At 70.3% G+C, this 24662-nt stretch carries 20 protein-coding genes, 1 other RNA gene and 1 pseudogene; 11 read left to right on the forward strand and 11 right to left on the reverse strand.

Going from position 1 to position 24662, the window contains the following annotated elements; genetic code table 11:
• Positions 1-168 precede the first annotated feature (168 nt).
• The gene (locus tag M6G65_RS30895; protein WP_347710466.1) at positions 169-1281 is read right to left on the reverse strand and encodes a glycosyltransferase family 4 protein; all 1113 of its coding nucleotides are present in this window, start codon (positions 1279-1281) and stop codon (positions 169-171) included.
• Positions 1282-1471: 190 nt separating this feature from the next.
• Here M6G65_RS30895 and M6G65_RS30900 point away from each other — a divergent pair.
• A pseudogene (locus tag M6G65_RS30900) lies at positions 1472-2652 on the forward strand (DUF1972 domain-containing protein).
• Positions 2652-3890 (forward strand): glycoside hydrolase family 5 protein, encoded by a 1239-nt coding sequence (locus M6G65_RS30905; protein ID WP_250103293.1) that lies wholly within the window; start codon positions 2652-2654, stop codon positions 3888-3890. The pseudogene M6G65_RS30900 and the gene M6G65_RS30905 overlap by 1 nt, the downstream one beginning before the upstream one ends.
• A 7-nt stretch (positions 3891-3897) precedes the next feature.
• Here the strand turns inward: M6G65_RS30905 and M6G65_RS30910 are convergent, their stop codons facing one another.
• Complete coding sequence (locus M6G65_RS30910; protein ID WP_373323613.1) at positions 3898-5199, reverse strand: VpsF family polysaccharide biosynthesis protein; 1302 nt, start codon at positions 5197-5199, stop codon at positions 3898-3900.
• Positions 5196-7301 (reverse strand): GumC family protein, encoded by a 2106-nt coding sequence (locus M6G65_RS30915; RefSeq protein ID WP_238193980.1) that lies wholly within the window; start codon positions 7299-7301, stop codon positions 5196-5198. Before M6G65_RS30915 ends, M6G65_RS30910 begins: the two co-directional genes overlap by 4 nt.
• A gap of 261 nt (positions 7302-7562) precedes the next feature.
• On the opposite strand from M6G65_RS30915, the gene M6G65_RS30920 reads away from it, so the two are divergent.
• From M6G65_RS30920 to M6G65_RS30950, 7 genes are all read left to right on the forward strand, one after another.
• Positions 7563-9062 carry a glucosamine inositolphosphorylceramide transferase family protein gene (locus M6G65_RS30920; RefSeq protein ID WP_238193982.1) on the forward strand — a complete coding sequence of 500 codons (1500 nt, stop codon included), beginning with the start codon at positions 7563-7565 and terminating at the stop codon, positions 9060-9062.
• A gap of 94 nt (positions 9063-9156) precedes the next feature.
• Positions 9157-9313: non-coding RNA, 6S RNA (gene ssrS, locus M6G65_RS30925), on the forward strand.
• Entirely contained in the window at positions 9303-9914 is a 612-nt protein-coding gene (locus M6G65_RS30930) for a 5-formyltetrahydrofolate cyclo-ligase (protein WP_238193984.1), read from the forward strand. The genes ssrS and M6G65_RS30930 overlap by 11 nt, the downstream gene beginning before the upstream one ends.
• A gap of 3 nt (positions 9915-9917) precedes the next feature.
• Positions 9918-10736, forward strand: a complete 819-nt coding sequence (locus M6G65_RS30935) for a TIGR00282 family metallophosphoesterase (RefSeq protein WP_238193986.1) — start codon at positions 9918-9920, stop codon at positions 10734-10736.
• A gap of 100 nt (positions 10737-10836) precedes the next feature.
• Positions 10837-11811, forward strand: a complete 975-nt coding sequence (locus M6G65_RS30940) for a MotA/TolQ/ExbB proton channel family protein (protein ID WP_250103294.1) — start codon at positions 10837-10839, stop codon at positions 11809-11811.
• Positions 11811-12824 carry a peptidoglycan -binding protein gene (locus M6G65_RS30945; RefSeq protein ID WP_250103295.1) on the forward strand — a complete coding sequence of 338 codons (1014 nt, stop codon included), beginning with the start codon at positions 11811-11813 and terminating at the stop codon, positions 12822-12824. The genes M6G65_RS30940 and M6G65_RS30945 overlap by 1 nt, the downstream gene beginning before the upstream one ends.
• 534 nt (positions 12825-13358) lie before the next feature.
• On the forward strand, positions 13359-13826 hold the full coding sequence (locus M6G65_RS30950) for a methyl-accepting chemotaxis protein (protein WP_238193992.1): 468 nt from the start codon (positions 13359-13361) through the stop codon (positions 13824-13826).
• A gap of 17 nt (positions 13827-13843) precedes the next feature.
• Here M6G65_RS30950 and M6G65_RS30955 read toward each other — a convergent pair whose 3' ends face one another.
• Entirely contained in the window at positions 13844-14866 is a 1023-nt protein-coding gene (locus M6G65_RS30955; RefSeq protein WP_238193994.1) for a D-cysteine desulfhydrase family protein, read from the reverse strand.
• Between the two features lie 49 nt (positions 14867-14915).
• Entirely contained in the window at positions 14916-16760 is a 1845-nt protein-coding gene (locus tag M6G65_RS30960) for an ABC transporter transmembrane domain-containing protein (RefSeq protein ID WP_250103296.1), read from the reverse strand.
• A 243-nt stretch (positions 16761-17003) separates the two neighbouring features.
• Here M6G65_RS30960 and rpmE point away from each other — a divergent pair, with 243 nt between their 5' ends.
• Positions 17004-17252, forward strand: a complete 249-nt coding sequence (rpmE, locus tag M6G65_RS30965; RefSeq protein ID WP_012322259.1) for a 50S ribosomal protein L31 — start codon at positions 17004-17006, stop codon at positions 17250-17252.
• A 164-nt stretch (positions 17253-17416) separates the two neighbouring features.
• Here the strand turns inward: rpmE and rcdA are convergent, their stop codons facing one another.
• The 5 genes from rcdA to M6G65_RS30990 all read right to left on the reverse strand — a co-directional run bounded on the left by rcdA (position 17417) and on the right by M6G65_RS30990 (position 22143).
• Positions 17417-17947 (reverse strand): protease adaptor protein RcdA, encoded by a 531-nt coding sequence (gene rcdA, locus M6G65_RS30970; protein ID WP_250103297.1) that lies wholly within the window; start codon positions 17945-17947, stop codon positions 17417-17419.
• A 180-nt stretch (positions 17948-18127) separates the two neighbouring features.
• Complete coding sequence (locus M6G65_RS30975; RefSeq protein ID WP_250103298.1) at positions 18128-20275, reverse strand: TonB-dependent receptor family protein; 2148 nt, start codon at positions 20273-20275, stop codon at positions 18128-18130.
• Positions 20276-20319: 44 nt separating this feature from the next.
• On the reverse strand, positions 20320-20775 hold the full coding sequence (locus M6G65_RS30980; protein ID WP_238193999.1) for a hypothetical protein: 456 nt from the start codon (positions 20773-20775) through the stop codon (positions 20320-20322).
• A gap of 31 nt (positions 20776-20806) precedes the next feature.
• Complete coding sequence (locus M6G65_RS30985) at positions 20807-21787, reverse strand: DUF1775 domain-containing protein (RefSeq protein ID WP_238194000.1); 981 nt, start codon at positions 21785-21787, stop codon at positions 20807-20809.
• Positions 21788-21828: 41 nt separating this feature from the next.
• Positions 21829-22143 carry a hypothetical protein gene (locus tag M6G65_RS30990; protein ID WP_238194001.1) on the reverse strand — a complete coding sequence of 105 codons (315 nt, stop codon included), beginning with the start codon at positions 22141-22143 and terminating at the stop codon, positions 21829-21831.
• 301 nt (positions 22144-22444) lie between these two features.
• On the opposite strand from M6G65_RS30990, the gene M6G65_RS30995 reads away from it, so the two are divergent.
• Complete coding sequence (locus tag M6G65_RS30995; RefSeq protein WP_238194003.1) at positions 22445-23743, forward strand: L,D-transpeptidase family protein; 1299 nt, start codon at positions 22445-22447, stop codon at positions 23741-23743.
• A 334-nt stretch (positions 23744-24077) separates the two neighbouring features.
• On the opposite strand, the gene M6G65_RS31000 is transcribed toward M6G65_RS30995, so the two are convergent.
• On the reverse strand, positions 24078-24656 hold the full coding sequence (locus M6G65_RS31000) for a type 1 glutamine amidotransferase domain-containing protein (protein WP_238194004.1): 579 nt from the start codon (positions 24654-24656) through the stop codon (positions 24078-24080).
• Positions 24657-24662 lie beyond the last annotated feature (6 nt).

A 24662-nucleotide genomic window follows, 5' to 3' on the forward strand; every position in this document is an offset into this window, starting at 1 on the left:
CGGCAAGACCTTCGACCGGTGCTCACCCCACTTGCGTGCTCTCTAAATCAGTCGCCCTAGACTGGTTCCGGTCGAGGAGCGGGCCGCTCATAACATGGAACACGATACCGGACCATTCGCGGCCGAATACGGGGCTGCCTCCGGTTCCGCACGGGCTGGCAATCCTGTTCACGGCGCTGCCGATCGGCTCAAGGTCGCCTCCATCATGGTGGCGATGCCGTCGGCCGCCGCGCGTTCCGAGAAGTGGGCCTCGTAGCGCGCGCGTGCCGCGCGGCCGAAGTCTCGCCAGCCCTCCGGTTCCGCGACGATCCGCGCCAGCGCGTCGGCGAGCGGCTGAGGGCCGCCGGGCGCCACGATCCATCCGGTCCTGCCGTCATCGGCGACCTCCGGCAGCCCGCCGATCGCGGTCACCAGCGGCGGCACCCCGTACGACATGGCCTCGATGGCCACCCGTCCGAGGGATTCGGGCCGCTGCGACGGCATGGTCACCACGTCGGCCCAGCGATAGAGCGCGGCCGGGTCGGCCACGAACGGCTGGAGGCTGACTTGGTCCGACAGGCCGGTCTCGGCGATTCGCGTCGCCAGGGCGCGCTCGCGGGCCGCGTCCTCGAAGGCGTTGCCGACGATGCGCAGTTCGATCCGCCGCCGCGTCGCCTTCGGGAGGGAGGCCAGCGCCTCGATCAGCACGTCCTGGCCCTTGATCCGGCTGATCCGCCCGAGCATCAGCACCCGGAGCGGACGCGTCCCGTCGTAGGTCGGCGGGTTCGGTTCGGCCGGCCCGGCAATGCCGTTGTAGACCACCCGCGTCAGGCGGCGCGGCGGCAGCGCGAAGGCGCGCTCGGTGGCGCGCGAGTTGAACACCACGCTGGCGCCGCTCCAGCGGATCAGCCCGCGCAGGACCGCCAGCACCGCTCCTTCCGCGATCTCGTGGACGTGCACGATGCTGCGCCCGGAGCTCAGCCGGGCGGCCAGCAGGTAATCGGCCACGACGGAGGTGTTGATGTAGGCGAGATCGCTCGCACGGATCCGCCGCAGCGCGCGCAGCACCGCACCGGGCAGCGCCATCATGCCCAGCGTGGCGAGGCGCGGCAGGTTCTTGCGACGCAGGATCCAGAGCGGCTCGACCACGATTCGAGACGCATAGGGCTCCAAGGCCGCGACGATCGGGCCGGCTTGGGGTAGGACCACGTCGATCTCCGCCCGCGGATGGGCGGCCCGCATGGCGCGCACCGTCTCGATGAAGCAGCGGTCGGACCCGTAGAGTTCATAGCCCTGGTGCACGCAGGTTATGCGTAGTCCCCGCGCAGGCACGCCGCGATCATCCCCGGAACAAGTCATCGTCTATGTCGGTCTGCACGCCAAAAGATTGGTTCCCGTGATCAACTATGGACCTAAGGTTGAAAATTTGACTTACAGGGTTGGTGTTCACCGGCCTAATACAATATGAGGGGCAGGCTGAGAAGGAAGGACGATGTCGGATCGCGCGCCCGCGGTACTTATTCTCGGAACGCGCGGCATCCCGGCCGCCCATGGCGGATTCGAGACTTTCGCTGAACGCTTCGCGCTCCATATGGTCAGCCGCGGTTGGCGCGTCGGGGTGTATTGCCAGAAGGACGTCGATCGCGTGGGCACACGGGTCTCGTCGCGCCTCTGGGAGGGCGTCGAGCTGATCACCGTCGAGGTCGGCCTGCGCGGCCCGGCCGCCACGCTGGCCTTCGACGCGATCTGCGCCCACGACGCCGCCAATCGGGACGGGGTCTGCCTCGTGCTGGGCTATAACGGGGCGGTGTTCCTGCCCTATCTGCGCGCCCGCGGTGGCCGGATCCTGACCAACATGGACGGGATCGAGTGGCGCCGCCCGAAATGGTCTCTGCCGGTCAGGGCGTTCTTCTATGTCAGCGAGTGGATCGCCGCCTGGTCGTCGCAGCGCTTGGTCGCGGACCATCCGGCCATCGCCGACCATCTCGCCGAGCGCCGCACGCGCGACGCCATCGCGACCATCCCCTACGGGGCGACCCGCCGCCGTCAGGTCTCGGGCTGCCGCCGCTGGGCCTGGAACCTGATCGCTACCTCGTCTCGATCGCCCGCATCGAGCCGGACAACAGCATCCTGACGCTGGTCGAGGCGTTCTCGCGTCGGCCGAGGGGGATGCGGCTCGTGGTGCTCGGCACGATGAAGGTCGGCGATCCTTACCACCGCGCCGTGGAGGATGCCGCCTCGCCCGAGGTGCTGTTCCCCGGCGCCATCTACGACGCCGACCAGGTCCAGGCCCTACGGGTCCACGCCCGCGCCTACCTGCACGGACACACAGTGGGCGGCACCAACCCCTCGCTGGTCGAGGCCCTGTGGGCGGGCAATGCGGTGATCGCCCACGACAACCCGTTCAACCGCGGCACCGCGGGCGAGGCGCAGTTCTACTTCACGGACGGCGATTCCTGCGCCGCCGCGATCGAGCGCGTGCTGGCCGACGCGACCGCGGTCAACAGCGCCCGCGCGGCGGCGCGGCGGCGCGCCGAGAGCTTCCGCTGGGACGACGTGCTGGCGGCCTACGAGGACGAGGTGCGGCAGGTCGGCGGCTATCCGAAGGCGCCACCCCGCCGCCCGCCGCCCGTCGTCGCGCCCGCCCGCGCAACCGCGGGAACGGAGTTGTAATGCCGAGCCGGAGGGCCCTCCTGGCGGGCGGCCTCGCCGTTGCGGCGGCGGGGACGCGCCCGGCCCGGGGCGACGTGGAGCCGCTGCGGCTCCGCCGCGGGATCGCGCTCTGGCCCTGGTTCTCGCTCACCACCGAATTTCCCGCCCCGCGAACCGATTATGCCTGGCCGCCCTTCCAGGCGGACCGGCCGGTCCCGAGCCGGTCCGATTTGCGCCAGCTCGCGGCGCTCGGCTTCGACTTCGCGCGTCTTCCGCTCGATCCCGGTCCCTTCGTCGCCTTTACCGGCGCGCGGCGCAGCCAACTCCTTGGTGATCTGTCGTCTGCGATCGACGCTGTGCTGGCGAATGGGATGCGCGTCCTGGTCAATGTCCAGGCGAACGCGGCGACGCACCACTACACGCCGGACGCCTTCTACGGGTCCGACCGGGCCACGCTCTTCCAGGCCTATCGGGATCTCATCGTCGCCGATCTGGCCCGTCTGTGCGCCAGGAAGGGCGCCGACCGGGTGGCGCTGGAGCCGGTCAACGAGCCGCCGCAGGCCTGCGGAGCGCTCGCCTGGAACCGCGTCCAGGCCAGCCTCCTCACGGCCGCGCGCACGGCCGCGCCGTCGCTCACCCTGGTCGCGACCGGCGCCTGCGGCAGCCTCGCCGACGGGCTGACCGCCCTCGATCCGGCCTCGCTCCGGACGTTCGCGCCGATCCTCTACACCTTTCACTTCTATGAGCCCTACCTGTTCTCCCACCAGGGCGCGACGTGGCTCACCGAGGAGCCGTTCTACCGCTGGCTCAACGCCGTGCCGTGGCCCGGCACCCACGGCCGCCTGAAGGAGACCCTCGCGGCGGTCCGGGCCCGCATGGACGCCAACCCCGCGGTCCCGCAGGCGGAGAAGACCCGCGACCTGGCGGTGATCGAGGCCAAGCTGCGCGAGTACTTCGCGGCCGAGCCCGGCCCGGCCTACATCGCCCGGGCGATGGCCCCCGTCTCGACCTGGGCCGACCTCTACGGCATCCCGCCCGCCGCTGTTCTCATGGGCGAGTTCGGGGCTCTGCGCACCGATGCCCGGTTCACGGCCGCGCGCGCGCCCGATCGCGCCGCCTACATCCGCGACGTGCGCGAGGCGGCGGAGCGGGCGGGCTTCGGGTGGTCGTTCTGGAACCTGTTCGACGGGCTCGGCCTGATGAGCGACGCCCACGTCGTCGATCCAGGCCTCGTGGCCGCGCTCGGCTTGCGGCGCTGAGGCGTCGTCAGAGGCGCGGGGCGCGTCGGACGGGCGGGAACAGGACGATCAGCATCAGGGCGAACTTGGCGAGCATCGTGGTCTTGCCGGCCAGGCCTTCGAAGGTGTTGACCAGGATCACGAAGGCCAGGATCGGGAGCCAGACGCCCCGCCGGCAGGTGCGCGCGACCTCGGCGAGATAGAGGCCCACCGCCAGCACGAGCACCGCCGTCACCAGCACGCCGTGGTAGAAGACGTCCGAGATGATCGAGTTCTCGATGCCCCATTCCAAGCCGTAGATCCGCCGCAGGGTGCTCACTTGGAGGAGGTCCGGCCCGAACATCAGCTGCCGGAGCGGGATGGCGTCGAAGATCGCCAGCATGTCGACCCGGGCCTGCGCGCTGCCGCCGTCGGAGACGAAGCGGCTCAACAGCGTGTCGAAGAAGCCGATCTCGGCCAGGGCTGCCACGGCCAGCGGCACCAGCGTCAGGGCGAAGCAGGCGCAGGCCGCACCGGCGAGCGGGATCCGGCCGCTGCGCAGCGTCCGGTTCAGCGCGAAGAGTCCGACGCCGCTGCCGAGGACGAGCGTCGTCACGGTGGCCGAGCGGCCGCCGAAGGTGACCAGCGCGACGAGCTGAAGGGCGATCATGCCGGCGCGCAGGGGCGGGGCGAGCCGGCCGCCGCCCTTGGCCAGGGCGAGGATGTAGCAGGCCGTCATGGTGGCGTTGGCAAGCGGGTGACCCTGAAGCGCCGCAGACCGGGTATCGGTCTCGAACGCGACCCCGTCGAACCGGAATGGGAAGAAGCGCTGGCCGCTCACAGCCTCGTAGAGCCCGAGCAGGGCATTGGCGAGCATGACCAAGTGGAACACGGTCTCGAGCCGCCCGAGCGTGGCATCGTCGCGGTCCATGAGCAGGATCGGGACGAGGCCGGCCAGCACGAAGGTGTCGATCGAGCCCGCGAGGCCCGTTCCGCCCCGGGCCGCGATCAGGACGAGGAGCAGGATGCCGCAGACCGCCAGCAGAACGCTGGCCGGGCGGGTCAGCGCGTTGGCCACTGGAATGACCGGGTTGCCGGCGCGCAGCATCACCCAGCCGAACAGCGCGACCGCCATGTAGGTGGCCGGATGGATCTTGGACGGCGCCGAGCCGCTGATCCCGTCGTAATTGAGCCCGAGCGCCCAGAGCAGGCCGCCCGAGACACCGACGAGCGCCAGCGTCCAGAGCAGGAAAGCCACGGCCTCGGCCCGCGCGATCACGCCCGAGCCCGCAACCGCCCGCTGGGGCGCATCGAAGCGGTGCCCGATCGACGCCGGACGCGGATCCATCAAGCCCGGCGTCCGCCCAGCAGCACGGAGCCCGAGATCGGCCGCCCCAGCGTCTCCGAGGTGCCGACGAGGTCGATCAGGTCGCTCTGGCGCGTCGTGCCGTTACAGGCGACCAGGAGCAGCCTGTCCGCTGCGGCCGCCAAGGGGCCGAGCCGCAAGTTCTCGGTGAGCACGCCGCCGTCGATGATCACCAGCTCGAACCGGCCCTTCACGCCCGCGATGAAGCGCTCGATGTTGGCCTGGGTGAGCGCGTCGCGGATCGGTTTCTGAGTGTCGCCGAGGCCGATCCGGCGGACCCCGGATTTCGGATCTGTCTGCGTGACCGCGTTGAGGCTCTGCTCGCTGCGCAGCACGTCGAGAAGGCCGCCCGTGCCGGACCCGTCCGCGCGCAGATCCGCGTCCACGAGCAGCACCCGGTCCCCGCGCCCGACCGCGACCGACGCAAGCAGCCGGATGACGGCCCGGCGCTGCGCGTCATCCGCCTTGCCGGACGTCACGAGCAGCGCCAGCGAGGGTGCGCGGCTCCCCGATGTCGCCGCGAGATGGTCGAGGGTGAAGCCCGCGGCCGCCGCGTTGGCGCGGCTCGGCCGGGCGCCCGGCAGCACGGAGACGACCGGCGCGTTCGAGAGCCTCTCGAGCTGGCGCGAGGAGAGAACGGTCGGCGCGAGGTACTCCCGCGTCAGCGCGAGGCCCGCGCCGAGGCCAAGTCCGCCCGCGAGCGCTGCGGCGACCAGGATCAGCCGGGGCGGCCAGCTCGGATCCTGCGGCGGCCGGGCCGCCGTGATGATCCGGGCGTTGGAGCTGTCGATGCTGGTCTGCTCCTTGATCTCGCGGGCCCGGACCAGAAAGTTGTTGTAGACCGAGCGCGCCGCCTCGACCTCGCGCTCCAGTTCGCGCAGCTGCACGGACGACTGGGCGGTCACCGCCGATTGCCGCTGCAGCTTTTCCAGCTCGGCCGTCAGCGTCCGCTCATTGGCCTGGGCGCGCTGGGCCTCGGTCTCGGCGGCGCCCGCGATGCGATTGAGTTCCGCGTCGATCAGCCGACGGACGTCCTGCATCTGCGTGCGCACGGCGGCGATGAAGGGGTGGCGCTCCCCCAGATTGGTGCGCAGATCCGCCTCCTTGGCGGCGAGTTCGGCATACTGGCCGCGCAGGCGATCGATCGCGGAGGACTGGACCGCCTCCGGCATCGCGCCGGACCCGACCGGCTGTCCGCGGGCGCTGCGAATGCCCTGCAGGCGCGCCTTCGCCTCCGCCGTCCGGGCCTGGGCGGCCACGAGCCGGGTATTCAGATCGGTCAGCTGCTGCTCGTTCACCAAGCGGCCGCTCGAGGCGATCAACCCGTTGCGGGCCTTGTAATCCTCGAGCTTCTTGTCGGCGACGTTGACCGCCTTGCGCAGCTCATCGAGCCGGCCCCGCAGGTCGCCCGCCGCGCGCCTTGCGGCATCGGATCGGGCATCCGTCTGGTCCGCCAGGTAGGCGTTCGCGATGGCGTTGACGATGCGGGCCGAGAGGTCCGGGTCCGTCGTCGTGACGACGACGTCGATCACGAAAACCTTGTCGGCGCGCTTCACCGCGAGGCGCCGCCGCAGCTGGTCGAGCGCGCGGCCGCGCGGATCGACATGCCGCTCCGCCTTGGGACCGGTGATCATCTCCCGCAGGGCGGCGAGGGCCTTGAGCACGGGATTGTCCTGAGGCACCCCGAAACCGGGCTCCTTCTCCAGGCCGGCCTGCGCGACGGCGCGTCCGAGGACCGCGTCCGACTCGATCACCCGCACTTGGCTCTCGACCTGCGCGATGCCGCCGTCCGGAGAGAGCGCGCCCGGATTGACGTCGTTGGACACGACCTGCCGGTCGCGGGGATCGATCAGGATCTGGGCCGCGGCGGTGTAGAGGGACGGGGTGATCAGGGCGTAGGCCAGGACCAGCAGGCCGAGCAGCAAGGCCGTCCCGAAGACGAGCCGTTTGCGGCGCCACAGGATGCGCCAGAGGTCTCCGAACTCGGCCGTGGTCTCCGGCTGGCTGGGGCTCGGCCGCTCGGGATAACCGGGCTGCACGGGGGTGAGCCAGGTTGCGACAGCGATATTAGGGTCGATCCGTGCCACGATCGGTCACCGTCGTCTCAATCCAGGTCAGTCCCACCCGGGTGACATGCCCTGCTGCAAGAGTCGCGCGGGCTTCTGACAAGCCGTGATAACTGCGATCGGTCGAGCGAGAAACGCTGATTACTGGAACGTTGGTAAACGCTCTTCACAGGTTTGAGCGCCCTTTCGCGATCTTATCGTTCTCGATACGGCTGACGGGATATAGCGTTGCCTGGTCCACGGAGCGACGGATCATCGCGCTGGGCCGGAACGCGAACGCCGATGCATGTGAGAGTTCGCCTCGACGGGACGCGACCGCGCCGGTGGCAGGCTGCGCTGCTGCGGCGGATCTCAGACATCCCCGGAATCCTGAGCGTGAGCGTCGACGACGCGCCCGGGCCTGGGGCATGGCCGACCAGCGCCGATTTGCTCTTCCGGCTCGAGGCCCTGGTCCATGGCCTGCAGCCGCTCGGATCGGCGCCCCTTCCGCTACACGAACTCGACCGGTGGCGTCACCGCGACACGGCAGCCGATCTCGTGATCGACCTGTGCGGCGACGTCCCGCCCGGTCCTGCGACCTGGCAGCTGGCCTATGACGGCGCGCCGGGCGAGGCGGCGCTGCTCGCCTCTCTGCTCGCCCACGCCGTTCCGCGTGCCACGCTGGCGGCGGACGGCCGGATCATCGCCGAGAGCCGTCTCGGCGCCGACCGGCCGGGCGTCGTGCTCCCGAGCTTCGACGATGCGCTGGCCCGCACGGTGACGGTGATCACCGCGGCCCTTTGCGACCGGATCGCGGGGCGCGCGGCCGCGCCGGCCGGCTCGGCCGAGCCGGAGGCTCGATCCGGCGGCCTGACGCTGCCGGTTTTCGGCAGGCAGGCCGGGCGGATGCTCGCCGGCGCGCTCGTCCACCGGCTCTACCGCCTCTGCTACAACGCCCCGCACTGGCGTTGCGGATGGCGGCGCCTCGTGGGACCCGACCTGATTGATCTCGGGCGGCTGCCCGACTCGGGCTGGACCGTGCTGCCGGACGACGGCCGCCGTTTCTACGCCGATCCGTTCCCGATCGCCGTCGCCGGAACGACGCACCTCTTCGTCGAGGATTTTCCGCACGCGACTGGAAAGGCGATCATCTCGGTGGTCCGCTTCGGTCCGGACGGTCCCGAGGGCGCGCCCGTCCCGGTTCTGGAGGAGCCCCACCACCTCTCGTATCCGTTTGTTTTCGAACGCGAGGGTTCGGTCTGGATGGTGCCGGAAAGCTCGGCGGCCGGCACGGTCGACCTGTATCGCGCGACGCGCTTTCCCGGCGGCTGGGTCAAGGAGACGACGCTTCTGTCCGGCGTGGTCGCGAGCGATGCGACCCTGGTCGAGCATGGGGGGCGCTGGTGGATCTTCGCCACCGTGCGCGACGCCGAGCGCGACGCGCCGGCCGGTGCGGGCTCCTTCCACGACGCCCTCTACCTCTGGTCCGCACCAGACTTCCGGGGGCCCTACACGCCGCATCCGTCCAATCCGGTGCTGGTCGATCCCGCGCTCGCGCGTCCGGCCGGGCGCATCGTCCTGCGCGGCGGACATCTGATCCGCCCGATCCAGGATTGCGCCGCCGGCTACGGCCGCGCCCTGGCGCTGGCGCGGATCGACCGGCTCGACGGCGACGGCTTCGCGCAGACCGTCCTCGCCCGGATTCCGCCGGGCCCAGGCTGGCCGGGCAGCCGCCTGCATACCCTGAACGCCGGCGGCGGCATCGAATGCATCGACGGTGCCGCTCGCGCGCGGCGCTTCTGACGCCGTCTCGTTCCTGATCCCGGATGCGGCGGGGAACCGATTTTTAGCCGGCATGGCCCTGGCGGTTGGCCGCCCGGACAGCTACATGTCGGTGGCGGGGCTGCAGAGTTCGTCAGGAGCACTATCCCCGGGGCCTTATCGACTCCCTCGGGAGCTGTCCCTGGCCTCGTCCCTGGACTTGGCCAACACGGCGCCCACCTACGCTGTAGGTTTCCCGGGATCGATCCTCCAACGGCTCACGTGGCTCCGCACCCGACTTCTCCTGATTCCGAATCCCCCGACGTGGCGCGCAAGGCGGAACTCCGGCGCGCTGCCCTTGCGGCGCGCGACGCGCTCGACCCGGCCGCGCGACAGGCCGCCTCGGCGGTGATCGCCCGGGCGCTGCTCGCGCTGCCCGAACTCACCGAGGCCCGCCTGGTCGGGGCCTTCTGGCCGATCCGCAGCGAGGTGGATCCGCGTCCCGCCGCCGAGGGCCTGCTCGCCCGCGGACAGGCCGTGGCGCTGCCTCATGTGACGCCGGAGGGCCTCGTCTTCCGGGAGTGGCGCCTGGGCGAGGCCCTGGTCGCCGGCAGCTTCGGCCTGAGCGAGCCGGATCCCGCGCTGCCCCCCGTCGATCCCGACGCCCTGATCGTGCCCCTCGCGGCCTTCGACCGGACCGGTCAGCGCATCGGCTACGGTCGCGGCTACTACGATGGCGCGATCACGCGACTGTCGCGCCATCGGCCGATCCTGACCGTCGGGATCGGGTTCGCCGCCCAGGAGGTCGCGGACGTGCCCGCCGAGCCGCACGACCGGCCGCTGCATTTCGTGATCACGGAAGCGGAGGTCATCCGTTTCGACAGGACGGCCTGACCCATGCGCCTGCTCTTCCTCGGCGATGTCGTCGGCCGCTCGGGCCGCCATGTGGTCTGCGAGCGCCTGCCGCGCCTGCGCGAGCGCTGGCGCCTCGACTGCGTGGTGGTCAACGGCGAGAACGCGGCCGGCGGCTTCGGCATCTCCGAGACGATCTGCGACGAGCTGATCCAGGCCGGCGCCGACGCCGTGACGCTCGGCAACCACAGCTTCGACCAGCGCGAGGCCCTGGTGTTCATCGCCCGACAGCCCCGGCTGGTGCGCCCGGCCAACTACCCGCCCGGCACGCCCGGCCGCGGGGCGACGGTCATCGAGACGCAGGCGGGCGCGCGCGTCCTCGTGGTCAACGTCATGGGCCGGGTCTTCCTCGACGCGATGGACGATCCCTTCGCCGCGGTCGAGCGCGAGCTCACCGCCTGCCCCCTCGGCGCGGCGGCCGACGCCGTGGTGGTCGACGTCCACGCGGAGGCGACCAGCGAGAAGCAGGCCTTCGGCCATTACCTCGACGGCCGCGCGAGCCTCGTGGTCGGGACCCACACCCATACCCCCACCGCCGACCACCGGATCCTGCCCGGCGGCACGGCCTACATGTCGGATGCCGGCATGTGCGGCGATTACGACTCGGTCATCGGCATGCAGAAGGACGAGCCGATCCGCCGCATGATCCAGAAGACGCCGGGATCCCGCTGGGAGGTCGCCGTCGGCGAGGGGACGCTCTGCGGGATCGCCGTCGAGACCGACGCGCGCGGCCTCGCCACCCGGGTCGCGGCCCTGCGCCTCGGGCCGAATCTCGAGGAGAGTGCGCCGCACTTCTGGGATTAGCGTGTCCTTTGCGTGACTTGATCGCGTGCAGGCCTGCCCCCACAGTGGCCGCGACGGGCGCCACCGGCGACCGCATCTCGAGATTAGGCTAAAGCGATCGATGGCCGCCCGCGATACCGGCGAAGTCAAGAGAGAGCCGCTGGCACGGCCCGGGATCTATCTCGGGCGGATGCTGATCTTTTTGATCCTCGTCGGCTTCCTAGCCTTCATCTTGTTCAAGCAGATCACGCCGGCCTTCCTGGCCAATCCCGGACTCAACGGGCTTATCCTCGGCGTGCTGCTGATCGCGGTGCTGATCGCCTTCGGCCAGGTCATCCGGCTGTTCCGCGAGACCAGCTACGTCAACGCCGTGGCGCGCGGCGCCCAGGCCAAGCAGCCGCCGGCGCTCCTGGCCCCCATGGCGCCGATGATCGCGGCCCGGGCCGCCGGGACGACCCTTCCGGGGACCGCCGGCTATCTCGACACGATCGCGGTGCGCCTCGGCGAGGGCCGCGAGATGCTGCGCTACATCGCCGGCATCCTGATCCTGCTCGGCCTGCTCGGCACGTTCTGGGGCCTCATCGACACGCTCTCGGCGGTGGGCGGTGTGATCAAGGGGATGCGCGGCGGCGGCGATGCCGGGGTGATGTTCGGCGAGCTGAAATCCGGTCTGGCCGTGCCGCTGTCGGGGATCGGCCTCGCCTTCTCGGCCTCATTGTTCGGCCTCGCCTCCTCGCTGATCACCGGCTTCCTGGAACTGCAGGCGGGCCAGGCCCATGCCCGGTTCCACAACGAATTGCAGGACTGGCTGATGTCCGGCGAGACGGCCGCCGAGGCGGGGGTCGTGGTGGCCCGGCCGGCCGCGGGCACGCAGGAGCTGAAGGACGCGATCGACCGCCTGAGCGCATTGGTGGCCGAGGGCGGGGGCAGCCGCGCCGCCACGCTCGCCATGACCAACCTCGCCGAGGGCATTCAGGGCCTCGTCCAGCACATGCGCGCCGAGCAGCAGATGATCCGCGACTGGGTCGAGGCGCAGGCGAGCCGTGAGCGCGAGCTGAAGCAGGCGCTCGACCGGCTCGGCCGGGAGCGGGTGTAGTGGCCTCCACGGCGACCCGCACGCGGCGCACGCTCAATGTCTGGCCCGGCTACGTCGACGCGCTGGCGACGCTGCTGCTGTCAGTGGTGTTCCTGCTCACGATCTTCGTCGTCGGTCAGTTTTTCCTGTCTCAGGAACTCACCGGCCGGGACGAGACGCTGGTTAGACTCAACCGGCAGATCGCCGACCTGACCGATCTCCTCGCCCTGGAGCGCTCGAACCGGCGCAGCCAGGAGGACGAGGCCCGCAATCTCCGCACGACGCTCGCCGGCGTCGAGGCCGAACGCGACGAGGCCAAGTCCCAGGCCGAGGCTGCGACGGTCAGCCAGGGCGCGGCGGGTGCCCTCGACAAGCAGCTCGAGGCCGAGCGGGGCGCGACCAAGCGGGCGCTCTCGCAGGTGGATCTGCTCAACGAGCAGATCAGCGCCATGCGCCGCCAGCTCGCCGCCCTGGAGGACGCCCTCGCGGCCTCCGAGAGCCGTGACCGGGAATCCCAGGCGCGCATCGCCGAGCTCGGCAGCCGGCTGAACGTCGCGTTGGCCCAGAAGGTCCAGGAACTCGCCCGGTACCGGTCGGACTTCTTCGGACGCCTGCGCCAGATCCTCGGCAACCGCCCGGATATTCGCGTGGTCGGCGACCGCTTCGTGCTGCAATCCGAGGTGCTGTTCCCCGCCGGTTCCGCGACCCTGAAGCCCGAGGCCGGCCCTGAGCTGGACCGCATCGCCGGCGCTATCGCGGACCTCGCCAAGCAGATCCCGGCGGATCTGCCCTGGGTGCTGCGGGTCGACGGCCATACCGATGCCCGGCCGATCAACACGTCGCAATTCCCGTCCAACTGGGCACTCTCGGCTGCCCGCGCCATCGCGGTTGTGCAGTATCTGGCCGGGAAGGGGACCCCCGCCCAGCATCTCCTGGCCGGCGCCTTCGGCGAGTTCCAGCCGCTCGATGCCGGCACCACCGAAGAGGCCTACGCCCGCAACCGTCGGATCGAGATGAAGCTCACGGAGCGCTGAAGCCGTTTCTGGGCCACCCTGAAACGATCGATGACGGGACGCTGATGGCGGGCCGGGGTTGGGGCATCTCCCCGCGGCCTCATCCTGAGGCGCCGGAGCGCAGCGGAGGCCTCCAGCCAGCCGCGCGGTCCCTGGAGCCCTCCTTCGAGGACCGCTGACGCGGGCACCTCAGAATGAGGGCAAGGATGGGGGAAGAGCCGGTCGTCGCGGCTCGCCCGTACGCTCCTTGCCCGCTCAGCGTGTCGCAAGGCCGAAGCTGGCGACTCGCGCCGCCACTTGATCTCATGGGTTGGCCCAATCGCATGTTTCTGAAAATCGGCAGATAGTATTTTTCTGGCCAATCTATTCTGGCGAGAATAAATCTCTTGCACAATCTGGCCTGTTCTTGCGCGCGATGCGCAGAGCGTGCCGAATCGCTACAAATTAGACTAGAAAAAATCTGGGGCATCGGCGCTCCGCCAGCGCCCATGAGAAATTAACTCTGCGTTATCCTTGATGCTGCAGGGTGCGGGCGATCCGAGGAGGGTGGGATCGATGTCGAATCGCAACGTATCAATGCGCCCCGACGGGCGAACGGCGCCCGAACTCTCCGGGACGACGCCTTTCGAGACGGCCACGATGGAATGTGGTCCTGAGGAAGCCGTCGCGCAGGCCGAAGCCGTCGCGGCGGCCATGCGGGTTTTCGAGGACGGGTTGATCCGCCTGCGGGCGGTCGAGGCGGCGGCCGCTCCCGCCCATGACATGTCGGCGGGCGAGGACGTGACCGGCCTGCTGGCCGCGATCGCCGGACAGACCGGCCTGATGGCCCTCCGAGCCTCGATCGCGGCGGCCCGAGACGGCGAGGCCGGGCGCGGCTTCGCGGCCGCCGCCGCGGAGGTGAAGGATCTGGCCGGGCAGATGGCCAGGGCCACGGACACGCTGGTGTCGCAGGTCGGCCGGATTCAGGCCGCGGCCCAGCGGTCGCACGACAAGGCCGATGCGATGCGGCGCGCGCGCGCCTGAAGGCCTTGAGGGCGGCCTCAGCCGGCGAGCGCTTCCTTGTAGGCGAACAGGCCGGGCGTCCCGCCCGTCATCAGGAACAGCACGGACGACCCTGCCGGGTAGAGGCCGGCGCGGACATCGTGCAGCAGGCCCGCGAAGGCCTTGCCGCTGTAGACCGGGTCGAGGAGCTTGCCCTCCGTCCGTGCCATGAGCCGCACCGCCTCGAGCATGCCGTCGGTGGGGATGCCGTAGCCCGACCCGCGATGCGTGCCGTCGAGGTTGATGTCCTGCGGCGACACGCGCCGCTCGGACCCGATCAACGCGAGCGTGGCGTTCGCCTTCTCGAGCACTTCTGCGCGGGCGCGCGCGTCCTCGGCGAGCACCGCGAAGGATTTGGCCAGCGTGGTGTCGAGGCCCATGGCGGCGAGGCCCGCCACGAAGCCGGCATGGGTGCCGGCGCTGCCGTTCGCCGTGATGATCTGCGCGAAGCTCAGACCCAGCTGGTCCGCCTGAGACAGGATCTCCGCGGCGCAGTTCGCGTATCCCAGGCAGCCGGTCGGGCTCGAGCCGCCGGACGGGAAGGTGTAGACCCGGCGGCCCTGGCCGCGAAGCTCTGCCGCCCGCGCCTCGGCGGCCGCCAGGGAATCCGCATCGCCCGGCAGCTCGTGAACCGTGGCCCCGAACACGTCGTCGAGCAGCCGGTTGCCGTTGCCGGTATAGTCCGGATCCTGGCGCGGCACGCTGCGTGTCAGGAACAGCTCGCAGGCGAGGCCTGCCTGCGCGGACGCGGCCGCGGTGAGCCGCGCGTGGTTCGACTGGATGGCGCCGACCGTGACGACGGTGTCGGCGCCCTCCGCCCGAGCCGCGCCGAGCAGGTATTCGAGCTTGCGCAGCTTGTTGCCCCCGAGCCCGATCCCCGCCACGTCGTCGCGCTTCACGAAGATCCGCACGCCGTTGAGGGTGTCGCCGAGATGGCGCGTTAGCCCGTCCAGGGGCTCGATCGGCGTCGGCTGCGTCAGCAGCGGCAGGCGCGGGAAGCGGGCGAGGTCGAGCATTGGCATCGCGACAGTCCTACACGGCGGGGCCGTGCCTGTCGCGGTGCCGCGCGCCTCATTCTGCCGCCGGCAGACGCTCGCCGCGCGTTCGCGGCTCCTTGCCCCGGGCGGTCTCATCCAGCGCGTCGGTGAATTGCAGGTTCGCGAGCTGCGCGTACAGCGCGCCCTGCGCCAGCAGGGTCTCGTGGGTCCCGGTCTCGGCGATACGGCCGTCGTCGAGCACCAGGATTCGGTCCGCGGCGCGAATCGTGGCCAGCCGATGTGCGATCACCAGGGTGGTGCGTCCCTGCATCAGCGTGTCGAGGGCGGCCTGGACGGCGCGCTCGGATTCGGCGTCCAGCGCCGAAGTCGCTTCGTCGAGGAGCAGGATCGGCGCGTCCTTGAGAATGGCCCGCGCGATGGCGATGCGCTGCCGCTGTCCGCCCGAGAGCGTCACGCCGCGCTCGCCCACCTGGGTCGCGTAGCCCTGCGGCAGGGCAGTGATGAAGCCGTGCGCGTTGGCGAGCTCGGCCGCGCGCCGGACCTCCGCCTCCGCGGCCTCGGGGCGGCCATAGCGGATGTTCTCGCTGACGGTCCCGGAGAAAACCACCGGGTCCTGCGGAACCAGGGCGATGCGGGCGCGCAGGTTTTCGGGATCGACCTGCGCGATATCGGCCCCATCGACCACGATCCGGCCGGCCTGGGGATCGTAGAAGCGCAGGAGCAGCTGGAACACCGTCGACTTGCCGGCCCCGGACGGCCCCACGATGGCGATGCGCTCGCCGGGCGCGGCCGCGAAGCTGAGGCCGCTGAGGGCGGCGTGTTCCGGGCGGGTCGGATAGGCGAAGCGCACATCCTCGAAGGCCACGGCCCCCCGCGCAGGGTCGGGCAGCGGCAGGGCCGGCGACGGCGCGCGGATCGCGGGTTCGGCGGCGAGGATCTCGGTGAGGCGCTCGGCCGCCCCGGCCGACATGGCGAGGTCGCCGTAGACCTCGGAGAGCTGGCCGAGGGCGCCCGCGCCGAAGACAGCGTAGAGCACGAATTGCGAGAGTTCGCCGCCCGTCATCGTATGGTTGAGGACGCCCTGGGCGCCATACCACATCACCCCGACCACCGAGGCAGAGATCAGGAAGATCGCGACGCCGGTCAGCAGGGCCCGGGCGCGGATGGAGGCGCGGGCGGCCGCGTAGGCGTCCTCGGAGGCGGCCGCGAAGCGGGCCGCGGTCGTGGCCGAGCGACCGAAGGCCTGCATGGTCCGAACCGCCCCGACCGCCTCGGCGGCGTAGGCGGAGGCATCGGCCAAGCGATCCTGCGCGGCGCGGGAGCGGCGCCGCACGCCGCGGCCGGAGAAGATCAGCGGGAACACGATGACCGGGATCGCCGCCAGAACCATCACGGAAAGACGCGGGCTCGTGATCACCATCATGGCGGTGGCGCCCACGAACAGGAACAGGTTGCGCAGCAGGATCGAGACCGACACGCCGAAGGCCGACTTGATCTGCGTCGCGTCCGCCGTGAGTCGCGAGACGATCTCGCCGGACTGGGCCCGGTCGAAGAAGGCCGGATCCAGCTGCGTCAGCCGCGCGAACACGGCGCTGCGCAGGTCAGCCACCACGCGCTCGCCCAGCGTCACCACCGTGTAGACGCGCGCCGCGCTCGACAGCGCGAAGGCCGCGACAACGCCCAGCAGTGCGAGGAAGTAGGCATCGATCACGCCCGAGCCGTCGGCCGTGAAGCCGTGGTCGATCACCCGGCGCATGGCGATCGGCACGACCAGCGTCGAGGCCGAGGCACAGACGAGGGCGACGAGGCCGGCGACGATTCGCCCGCGATAGTGCAGCGCGAAGGGCAGCAGCGGCCGGAGCGCGCTGAGCGGGGCTTTGGGCCGGCCTTCCGCGGCCGCCTTGGGTCTACGGGCCATCACGCCTCACGTGTCAGTCATTCACCCGGTCCACGGCGCTTGTGACCGGGGAGAGCCTGCGGTATACGCCGCCGCTCATCCGATTGCGTGTGTTCAATGGCCGCGGGCCGCCACCACGGTCGGCTTGGACGTGCCGTTGCCACGAACCCACGGTTCGGTGCAACCGGTGATATCTTCCGCATTCCGGGTCGGGCGGCGCCTCCTGCGCTTCCCGCCGGCGTGCCAGATCAGGGACGACAGGTCATGGCGAAGGACGCGGCCGCGAAGGCCAAGGGGACCGAGCACCCCGACTACCACTTCATCAAGGTCGTTATGACGGATGGTACCGAGTACCAGACCCGTTCGACCTACGGGAAGGAGGGCGACACCCTCAATCTCGACATCGATCCGCTCACCCACCCGGCCTGGACCGGCGGCGAGCAGAAGATGCTCGACCGCGGCGGCCGTGTCTCGCGCTTCAACTCGCGCTTCGGCAACCTCGGCAAGCGCTGAGATCCAGACGGATCGGGCGCTGCGCCTTCGGCGTGGCGCCAACAGGACGGGCGGTCTCCGCGTGAGGCCGCCCGTTTTGCGTTGCGCGCCCGGTCGGTGTGGCGGCCGTCCTCAGCAGATGCCCGCTGAGGACGGGTGGTGCATCCGATCGTGCCCGAACGCGGTCAGCCCTCGGCCATGCGGAACGCCATCCGCAGGAGTCCCTGCTGCTGCGCCACCGGGCTCTCGACCGGAGCCGGGGTCGGCCGGTCCTCGGTGATCAGCACGTCGAGGTGCAGGATGCGGGTGTGCAGCCGCCGCGCCCGCAGGATCAACTGCTGGAGCCGCACCGGCAGCAGGGTGAAATCCTGCGGCTTCGGCGGCTCGGTACTGCCGAGCTTGACCCGGTGCTTCTCTAGGAGCGCCTCGGCCGGGGTCATCTCGCCCTCGGCGACCGCGCGCTGCACCAGCAGCCAGGAGGCGATCTGCATCAGCAGCGTCGTCAGACGCATGCTCTCGGCCGCGTAGCTCAGCGTCGCGTCGCGGGAGACGAGACGCGACTCGTCGCGGCCCTCACCGTCGAGATAGGCGGCCGTCTCCTCGGCGAGCGTCATCCCCTCGCGAAACAGCGTCTTGAAGGCTTCGGAATTGACGTAGGACTTACCGAAATCGACCCAGTCCTGATCGTCCCGGAACGTGACATCGAAGCCGTTCATTCTGCCTCTCCTGTGCCGTCCGACGGCCTGTCCGTCCGGATTTGGGACGCTCCGTCCGTGGCTTTCCGACGACGGGGCAATCTTAGCGCCGATCGGCGGCGACATCAGGGTTCATCGTTTCTTAACCTTAATGGGCCGCTTCCGTCTGCACATATATTCGTCGGGGGCGGATACCAGCGCTCAGAACGAGGCGCGGACGCCGCCGAATACGCTGCGACCATTGCCAGGATAGAACGCCGCCAATGCGCCCGCACCGCCGGCCGTCGCGGCGGCGTTGGCGACCACCGCGACGTCCGACACGTAGCGCGCATCCGTGAGATTGCGGGCATCCACGAACAGCGAGACGCCGTTGGCGAAGTCGATCCCGGCCTCGATCCCGAGGAGCGCGTAGCCCGGCACCCGGAGGGTGTTGGCGTGATCGGCAAAGGCGCCCTGCGGCACCCAGTCGAGGGCCGGAGCGATGTGGAAGCCGCTCGGGTGCCGGTAGCTGAGGACGGTGCGCAGGACATCCGGCGGAATGCCGGCGATGCGGTTGTTGCCGAAGACCGGATCGCGGACGAAGCGGAAGTCGTTGTGGGTCCAGATCTGCGTCAGGCTCAAACCGTCGCCGGCCGCGGCGAGGTCCCGGGCGACATCGAGCGTGACGGCCGCCTCGACGCCCTGGTGGATCGAGCGCGGCGTGTTGAAGGTGGCGGCCGGGATGTTGAGGCCGGGATTGGTCGAGAAGTTGATCAGCTCGTCGCGCAGGTCCGACCGGTAGAGGGTCACGTCGAAGGCGAGGCGGTCGACCCGGCCGCGGGCCCCGGCCTCGTAGGTCCAGGCCCGCTGGGCCTGAAGCGGGACGAAGGTTGTGTTCAGCAGGTTCTGCTGCACGAGGTCGGAGAAGTCCGGCACGTCGCGGGACCGGGTGACGTCGCCGAAGACCTGCAGGTCGGGCAGCGGTTGCCAGAGCAGGCCGATCTTCGGGTTGATCCCGGAATAGGTCAGGTCGGCGAAGCGCGGCGTCACGTTCCCGGGCACGCCGCCCTTGTCGCTGAAGGTCCGGTTCGGCGAGAACGCCTTGGCGCCCGTCATCAGCGCCACGTCCGGCAGGAACCAGAACCGGTTTTCGCCATAGGCCTCGTAGCTCGACGCGCTCTGAAGGGAATTCAGCGTCTTGGCACCGCGCTGGCCGCGGATGTTGACGAACTGGAGCGCCGAGTTCTGGCCCGCGTAGGCGCGCAGGCCCAGGACGACGTCGTCCCGGAAGCCGCCGAGATCGAACGTGCCGGCCCAGTGCGGGCTGATCCCGTAGGTCCAGCCATCCTGGTCGATGGCCTGGAAGATCGGATGATACAGGCTCTTGTGGATCGCCCAGGTGTCCACATCGAGCTTGCCGACGTCGAGCAGGAACGATGTGCGGTTGGCGATCCGCTCCGTCTCGACCTTGCGCGACTGATTGCCGGTGATCGCGGTGGGGTTGGCGAGCGTCGGGGTGGTCAGGCTCTGGCCGAGGGTCAGGCTGCCCGGCAGCTTCTGGTCGGTGATGTAGGTGCCGAGATAGAAGCGGGTCTCGATATCGGGCGCGATCCGGTAGCCGATATTGGCGTTGAAGTTCCGGGTCGCCTGCGCCTCGTGGGCGCGGAAGCCGTCGGAATTGGTGAGCGTCGCGTTGACCAGCACGTCGAGCGGCCCGTCGATGCGGGACATCTGCGCCTGCTCGCGGATCGTGCCGAAGCTGCCGCCGTCGAGACGCAGGATGTTGGGCGCCAGTGCCGTGTAGGCGGTCGGCGTGACGAAGTTGATCGCGCCGCCGAGCGTGGTCGCCCCGAAGGTGAGGGCGTTGCCGCCCTTGTAGACCTCGACCGAACGCAGGGCGAGCGGATCGATCTGGTAGAAGTCGCCGCTGCCATCCGCGAGGTTGAACGGGATGCCGTCCTGCAGCAGCTCGATGCCGCGCAGGTGGAAGTTCCGGGCGACGCCGGAGCCGCGCACCGACAGGCGCAGCTCCTGCCCGTAGCGCTCCTGCACGTAGACCCCGGGCACGTCCTTGAGGACGTCGCGTATGGCGGTGTTGGCGTAGCGATCCTGGATCGTGGCGGCGTCCACGAAGGCCACCGAGCCGACGGTCCCGTAGAGTGTCGCACGCTGCGTATCGACGCTCGGCACCGAGAGCGAGCCGCGCGCTTCCCCCGGCAGCGGGCCGGTCGGCGTGGCGCTGCCGACCACGCTGAGTTCGGGGAGGGCGACCGCCGCGGCCGGCGCGGTCTGACCGCGCGCGGCGAGCGGCACCGCGCAGGCGAGGAGGGTGAGCGCGGCGCGGCGGCCGACCCGGGTTGGGCGGGGCATGGGTGGAAATCCGTGTCTGGCGATCGGGAGAGGCGGGCGATCGATCAGACGGCGGGGGGCGCGCGGGCTCCGAGACCGCGCCGGGGCGGCGCCCGCGGCATGGTAAGGCGATGCGCCCGCGCTCCCGGAGCCGCGACGCAGATCGGACGCCGCGTGACCGCGTCCGGTTCGGGTGCGGGGAGGGCGGCAGGACCGGCGGCGTGGGAGAATGTGCAGCAGGTCAGATGGCCGTGGGCCGGCAGGTGCGTCTTGTCCGGCGCCGACCCGTGCGCGCCGCCATCGGCGAGGCACAGGACGTGGTCGGGCCCGAGCGCGGCGGCCATCGCCATGCCGCCGAGCACGATCTGGAGCGCCAGCGCGTAGAGAACCAGGACCGCCAGAAGCAGGCGGCCCGGTCCGCGTCGGGTTCGCAGCCGCGGCAGCACGACGGGCACCCACTCCCGCACGGGGAGGGGCGTCGGACCCGCGGGCCCGCTTCCGGCAAGAACCGGGGCCGTCATGGTCGGCCGCTCGGCGGGGCGTCCGGAAACGCTAGTGCTGGTGCTGGTGCTGCCCGCCCGGCGACGCCGCACCGATCGGCGCAACCGAGAAGGTCACCGGCACGGAGCCGGCGCGCTGGAAGGTCAGCGTGCCCGACACGCTCTCGCCGGCCTTCGGCGCCCCGGTAAGCCCCTCGAACATGAGGTGGTAGCCGCCGGGCTTCAGCTCGACGGTCTCGCCGGGCTTGATCGTCAGGCCGCCCGAGACCGGGGCCATCTTCATGACGCCGCCGTCCATCGACATGGAGTGGATGTCCCCCGACTTGGCGAAGGGCACGGCGGCACCGGTGAGCGTATCGGGCGTGCTCCCGGTATTGGTGATCCGGACATAGCCGCCCGCCACCTTGGCACCGTTCGGCGTCGCCCGGAGCCAGGGCGTCTCGATAGTCAGGTCGCCGGCCTTCACGGGCGCCGATGCGGCGGGAGACGCCGCGGGAGCCGCCATCGCTCCGCCCATCTGCGCGACCTGAACAATGCGGAACGCGGGAGCGGCCGCCTTCAGGTCATGGGCGTCCTGACCGGGCTTCGGCACCTCGGTCCAGGAATAGCCGCCCTCCGAACAATCCTGCTGCACGGGGACGTAGACCGTCGCGCCCGGCTCGAACGTGTCGGCCACCTGCGCCAGGAAGGTAAACTCGTCGATCTCGTCGTCCGGCAGGGAGCCGCCGCTCCAGGTGATCGCCGTCACCCCCTCCGAGGCGGTGCCGTGATGAGTCGTGTAGGTCTTCGCGTAGGCGCCGCGCGTCGTCGCCAGCGTCCAGCCGGGCTTCGGCATCGGCTTGGCGCCGATCAGCCCCTCCGGGATGGTCACGCTCACCCGGGTGGTCGGCTTGCCGCTGCAGCCGTGCATGATCTGAACGACGCCGCGATACGACGCGCCGGGGCTCGCCTGCTTGCGCTCCAGCACCGCGTGGGCCTGCGCCGCGGAGGCGAGCAGGCCGAGCCCGAGGGCGGCCGAGACAAAGGTCTTCATGGGAATGCATCCGTCCTGAGAGATCCGAGGGGGGATATCGCTCAGGCGGCGGGGGGACCTCGCGGTGACGCGATGCCGCCGGGCGGGGCGCGGGCGCGCGGTCCGTCGGTCGTCGCCCAGGTCGGGCACGAGGCCACCGCGATCGTCCACACGATGACGGCCGAAGCCGCCCGCGCCGGAAGCGCCGTGGCGGACGCCTGCGCGGCTGTGCAGCAATCGCCATGGCCGTGCGGCAGGGCCTTGCCCGGCGCCGCATCGCCCGCGGCATGCTGGGCGCATAGTCCCTCGGCCGCGGCCGGGACCGGCATCAGCCCACCGAGGAAGGCCTGGAGCACGAACGCGTAGAGCGCCAGCACGGAGATCGCCGCCCGCAGAAAAGCGGCCGGAGGTCGGTCACATCGATCCGTGGGGGACGGGCCCGCTCTCATGCTGCTCCCGCGCGTCGTCCGGTCCGGACGGCTATGGCATCACTGCCACACCGGTATGGCCTTGGCTGTTGCCAGCGTGCCGCACCTGGATGCTGCGTGCGCTAGCGCACCGCGATGCCACATTCCGGCCCCTTCGATAAGGGTTCTTAACGTCAGACCGACACCGTGGCGTCCGAGACAATTCGCTCCCGCCACATTCTGACGTACTCCGGACCAGAGCCAGCGACCGATGCGCATGAAGGCACAAAACCGGTTCACCACCCTCCTGAGCGTCGCCGCTCTCGGCGCGCTGGGTGTTGGCGCCGCCGAAGCCCGCGACCAGGGCAACTACGCCCAGGCCGAATGGGCGCAGGACTACGCCTCGCCCGCCGCCATGCAGGTGCAGCGCGAGACGGTTCCGATTCTCTCGCCCCAGACGGTCTCGGCCACTGAGCAGATGGTCGAGCGCTACAAGGACATCGTCGGCCGCGGCGGCTGGAAGCAGGTTTCCGGCGCCGACCACCTGCGGATCGGCTCGCGCGGCCCGGCCGTGGCGGCCGTCCGCCAGCGCCTGATCGTCACCGGTGATCTCGATCCGGCGGCCGGCGGCTCGGGCGTGTACGATTCCTACGTCGCCGCCGGCGTGAAGCGCTTCCAGGCCCGCCACGGCCTCAGCCAGACCGGCACGATGAGCCTTGCTACGCAGCAGGCGATGAACGTCCCGGCCGATGTCCGGCTGCGCCAGCTCGAGACCAACGTCGTGCGTCTGCGCTCCTACTCGGGCGACCTGGGCCGGCGCTTCGTGATCACCAACATCCCGGCGGCCTTGGTCGAGACCGTCGAGAACGGTCAGGTCGTGACGCTGCACGCCGCGGGCGTGGGCAAGATCGACCGGCAGTCGCCGATCATGAACACCAAGGCGACCCAGATCAATTTCAACCCGACTTGGACGGTCCCGGCTTCCATCGTGAAGAAGGACCTGATCCCGAAGATGCAGAAGGATCCGAACTACCTCACGGACAACCGGATCCGCATCCTGTCGAACGGTCAGGAGATCTCGCCGAAGTCGGTCAACTGGTTCTCCGACGAGGGCACCCGCTACACCTACCGGCAGGATTCGGGCGCCGACTTCAACTCGATGGGCATCGTCCGCATCAACATCCCGAACCCCTACGGCGTGTTCATGCATGACACGAACACCAAGGGCGTGTTCGGCGACGATTTCCGCTTCATCTCGTCGGGCTGCGTGCGCGTGCAGAACGTGCGCGAGTACATCACCTGGCTGTTGAAGGACACGCCCGGCTGGGATCGTCAGAAGGTCGAGGAGGCGATCGAGAGCGGCAAGCGCGTCGACGCCAACATCGCCCAGCCGGTGCCGGTCTACTGGACCTACATCACTGCTTGGTCGACCCCGGACGGCCTCGTGCAGTTCCGCGACGACATCTACAAGCGCGACGGCGTGAACGTGCCGTCGACCATCGGCGCCCCGACCCCGGTCGCCAGCGCCGAGCCGATGCCGCAGTCGTTCGAGCCCGGCGACGAGGAGTAGGCGTCCCGCGCGCCGCGGAGCTCTTCGAGCCCGATACCGATAGGCCGCGGCCCGCATCCTCCGGCAGGATGCGGGCCGCGCGCGTTTCGGGGGGCGCTGTCTCGACCCGTTCCTCGCCGAGCTGTTCGAGCGCTACCCGGAAACGAGGAAGAGCTGGGTCGGGGCGATACCCTCGACCCATATCTGGACGGCGCGGCTCCCGGACGATCTCGCGCCGGGCGCCCATCGCATCGCGGTCGAGGGCACGGACGAGTACGGCTGGCCGATCCGGAGCTGCGCCGTCCTCGGAGTCATGGGCGAGCGCGGGCGCAGCTCGTCGCCCGCGCGCGTGACCTCAGGCCGCGAGCTGTCGCGTGCCGTGGCCGCCTTCCCGGATTTCCTCGATGATCTTGGCGCAGAAGGCGTCGAGGTCGCCCGGATTGCGGCTGGTGATGATGCCGTGATCGGTCACGACTTCCTTGTCGTGCCAGCGGCCGCCGGCGTTGATCACGTCGGTCCGGATCGAGCTGAACGAGGTCAGGTCGCGGCCCTTGGCCGCGCCGACCTCGATGAGCAGCCACGGCGCGTGACAGATTGCGGCGACGACCTTGCCGGATGTCAGGAAGCTCTTGATCACCTCCAGCGCCTTCGGCTCGAGCCGCAGCTTGTCGGGGTTGATCTGTCCGCCGGGCAGGACCAGCGCGTCGTAGGCGGACGGATCGACCTGCTCCAGCTCGGTATCGACCGCGACCTCCTTGCCCCAGTCGGTCTTGTCCCAGCCGCGGATCGAGCCCTTGCTCTGGCGGGATTGCGGGGCCGCGACGGTGACCTTCGCACCGGCCTGAGACAGCTTGGATTGCGGAACCGTCAGCTCGGCTTCCTCGAAGCCGTCGGTCGCCAGGATCAGGATCTTGGCCTGCTTGATGTCGGGCATGGCGGG

Source organism: Methylobacterium tardum, assembly GCF_023546765.1.
In the GTDB taxonomy this organism is placed as follows: domain Bacteria; phylum Pseudomonadota; class Alphaproteobacteria; order Rhizobiales; family Beijerinckiaceae; genus Methylobacterium; species Methylobacterium tardum.

Excerpts from the sequence above, each read along its gene's own strand:
- M6G65_RS31000 (WP_238194004.1), bottom strand. The coding sequence starts at position 24,656 with ATGCCCGACATCAAGCAGGCCAAGATCCTGATCCTGGCGACCGACGGC.
- M6G65_RS30980 (WP_238193999.1), bottom strand. The coding sequence starts at position 20,775 with ATGACGGCCCCGGTTCTTGCCGGAAGCGGGCCCGCGGGTCCGACGCCC.
- M6G65_RS30985 (WP_238194000.1), bottom strand. The coding sequence starts at position 21,787 with ATGAAGACCTTTGTCTCGGCCGCCCTCGGGCTCGGCCTGCTCGCCTCC.
- M6G65_RS30940 (WP_250103294.1), top strand. The coding sequence starts at position 10,837 with ATGGCCGCCCGCGATACCGGCGAAGTCAAGAGAGAGCCGCTGGCACGG.
- M6G65_RS30995 (WP_238194003.1), top strand. The coding sequence starts at position 22,445 with ATGCGCATGAAGGCACAAAACCGGTTCACCACCCTCCTGAGCGTCGCC.
- rcdA (WP_250103297.1), bottom strand. The coding sequence starts at position 17,947 with ATGAACGGCTTCGATGTCACGTTCCGGGACGATCAGGACTGGGTCGAT.
- M6G65_RS30960 (WP_250103296.1), bottom strand. The coding sequence starts at position 16,760 with ATGGCCCGTAGACCCAAGGCGGCCGCGGAAGGCCGGCCCAAAGCCCCG.
- M6G65_RS30955 (WP_238193994.1), bottom strand. The coding sequence starts at position 14,866 with ATGCCAATGCTCGACCTCGCCCGCTTCCCGCGCCTGCCGCTGCTGACG.
- M6G65_RS30975 (WP_250103298.1), bottom strand. The coding sequence starts at position 20,275 with ATGCCCCGCCCAACCCGGGTCGGCCGCCGCGCCGCGCTCACCCTCCTC.
- M6G65_RS30935 (WP_238193986.1), top strand. The coding sequence starts at position 9,918 with ATGCGCCTGCTCTTCCTCGGCGATGTCGTCGGCCGCTCGGGCCGCCAT.
- M6G65_RS30920 (WP_238193982.1), top strand. The coding sequence starts at position 7,563 with ATGCATGTGAGAGTTCGCCTCGACGGGACGCGACCGCGCCGGTGGCAG.
- M6G65_RS30950 (WP_238193992.1), top strand. The coding sequence starts at position 13,359 with ATGTCGAATCGCAACGTATCAATGCGCCCCGACGGGCGAACGGCGCCC.
- rpmE (WP_012322259.1), top strand. The coding sequence starts at position 17,004 with ATGGCGAAGGACGCGGCCGCGAAGGCCAAGGGGACCGAGCACCCCGAC.
- M6G65_RS30905 (WP_250103293.1), top strand. The coding sequence starts at position 2,652 with ATGCCGAGCCGGAGGGCCCTCCTGGCGGGCGGCCTCGCCGTTGCGGCG.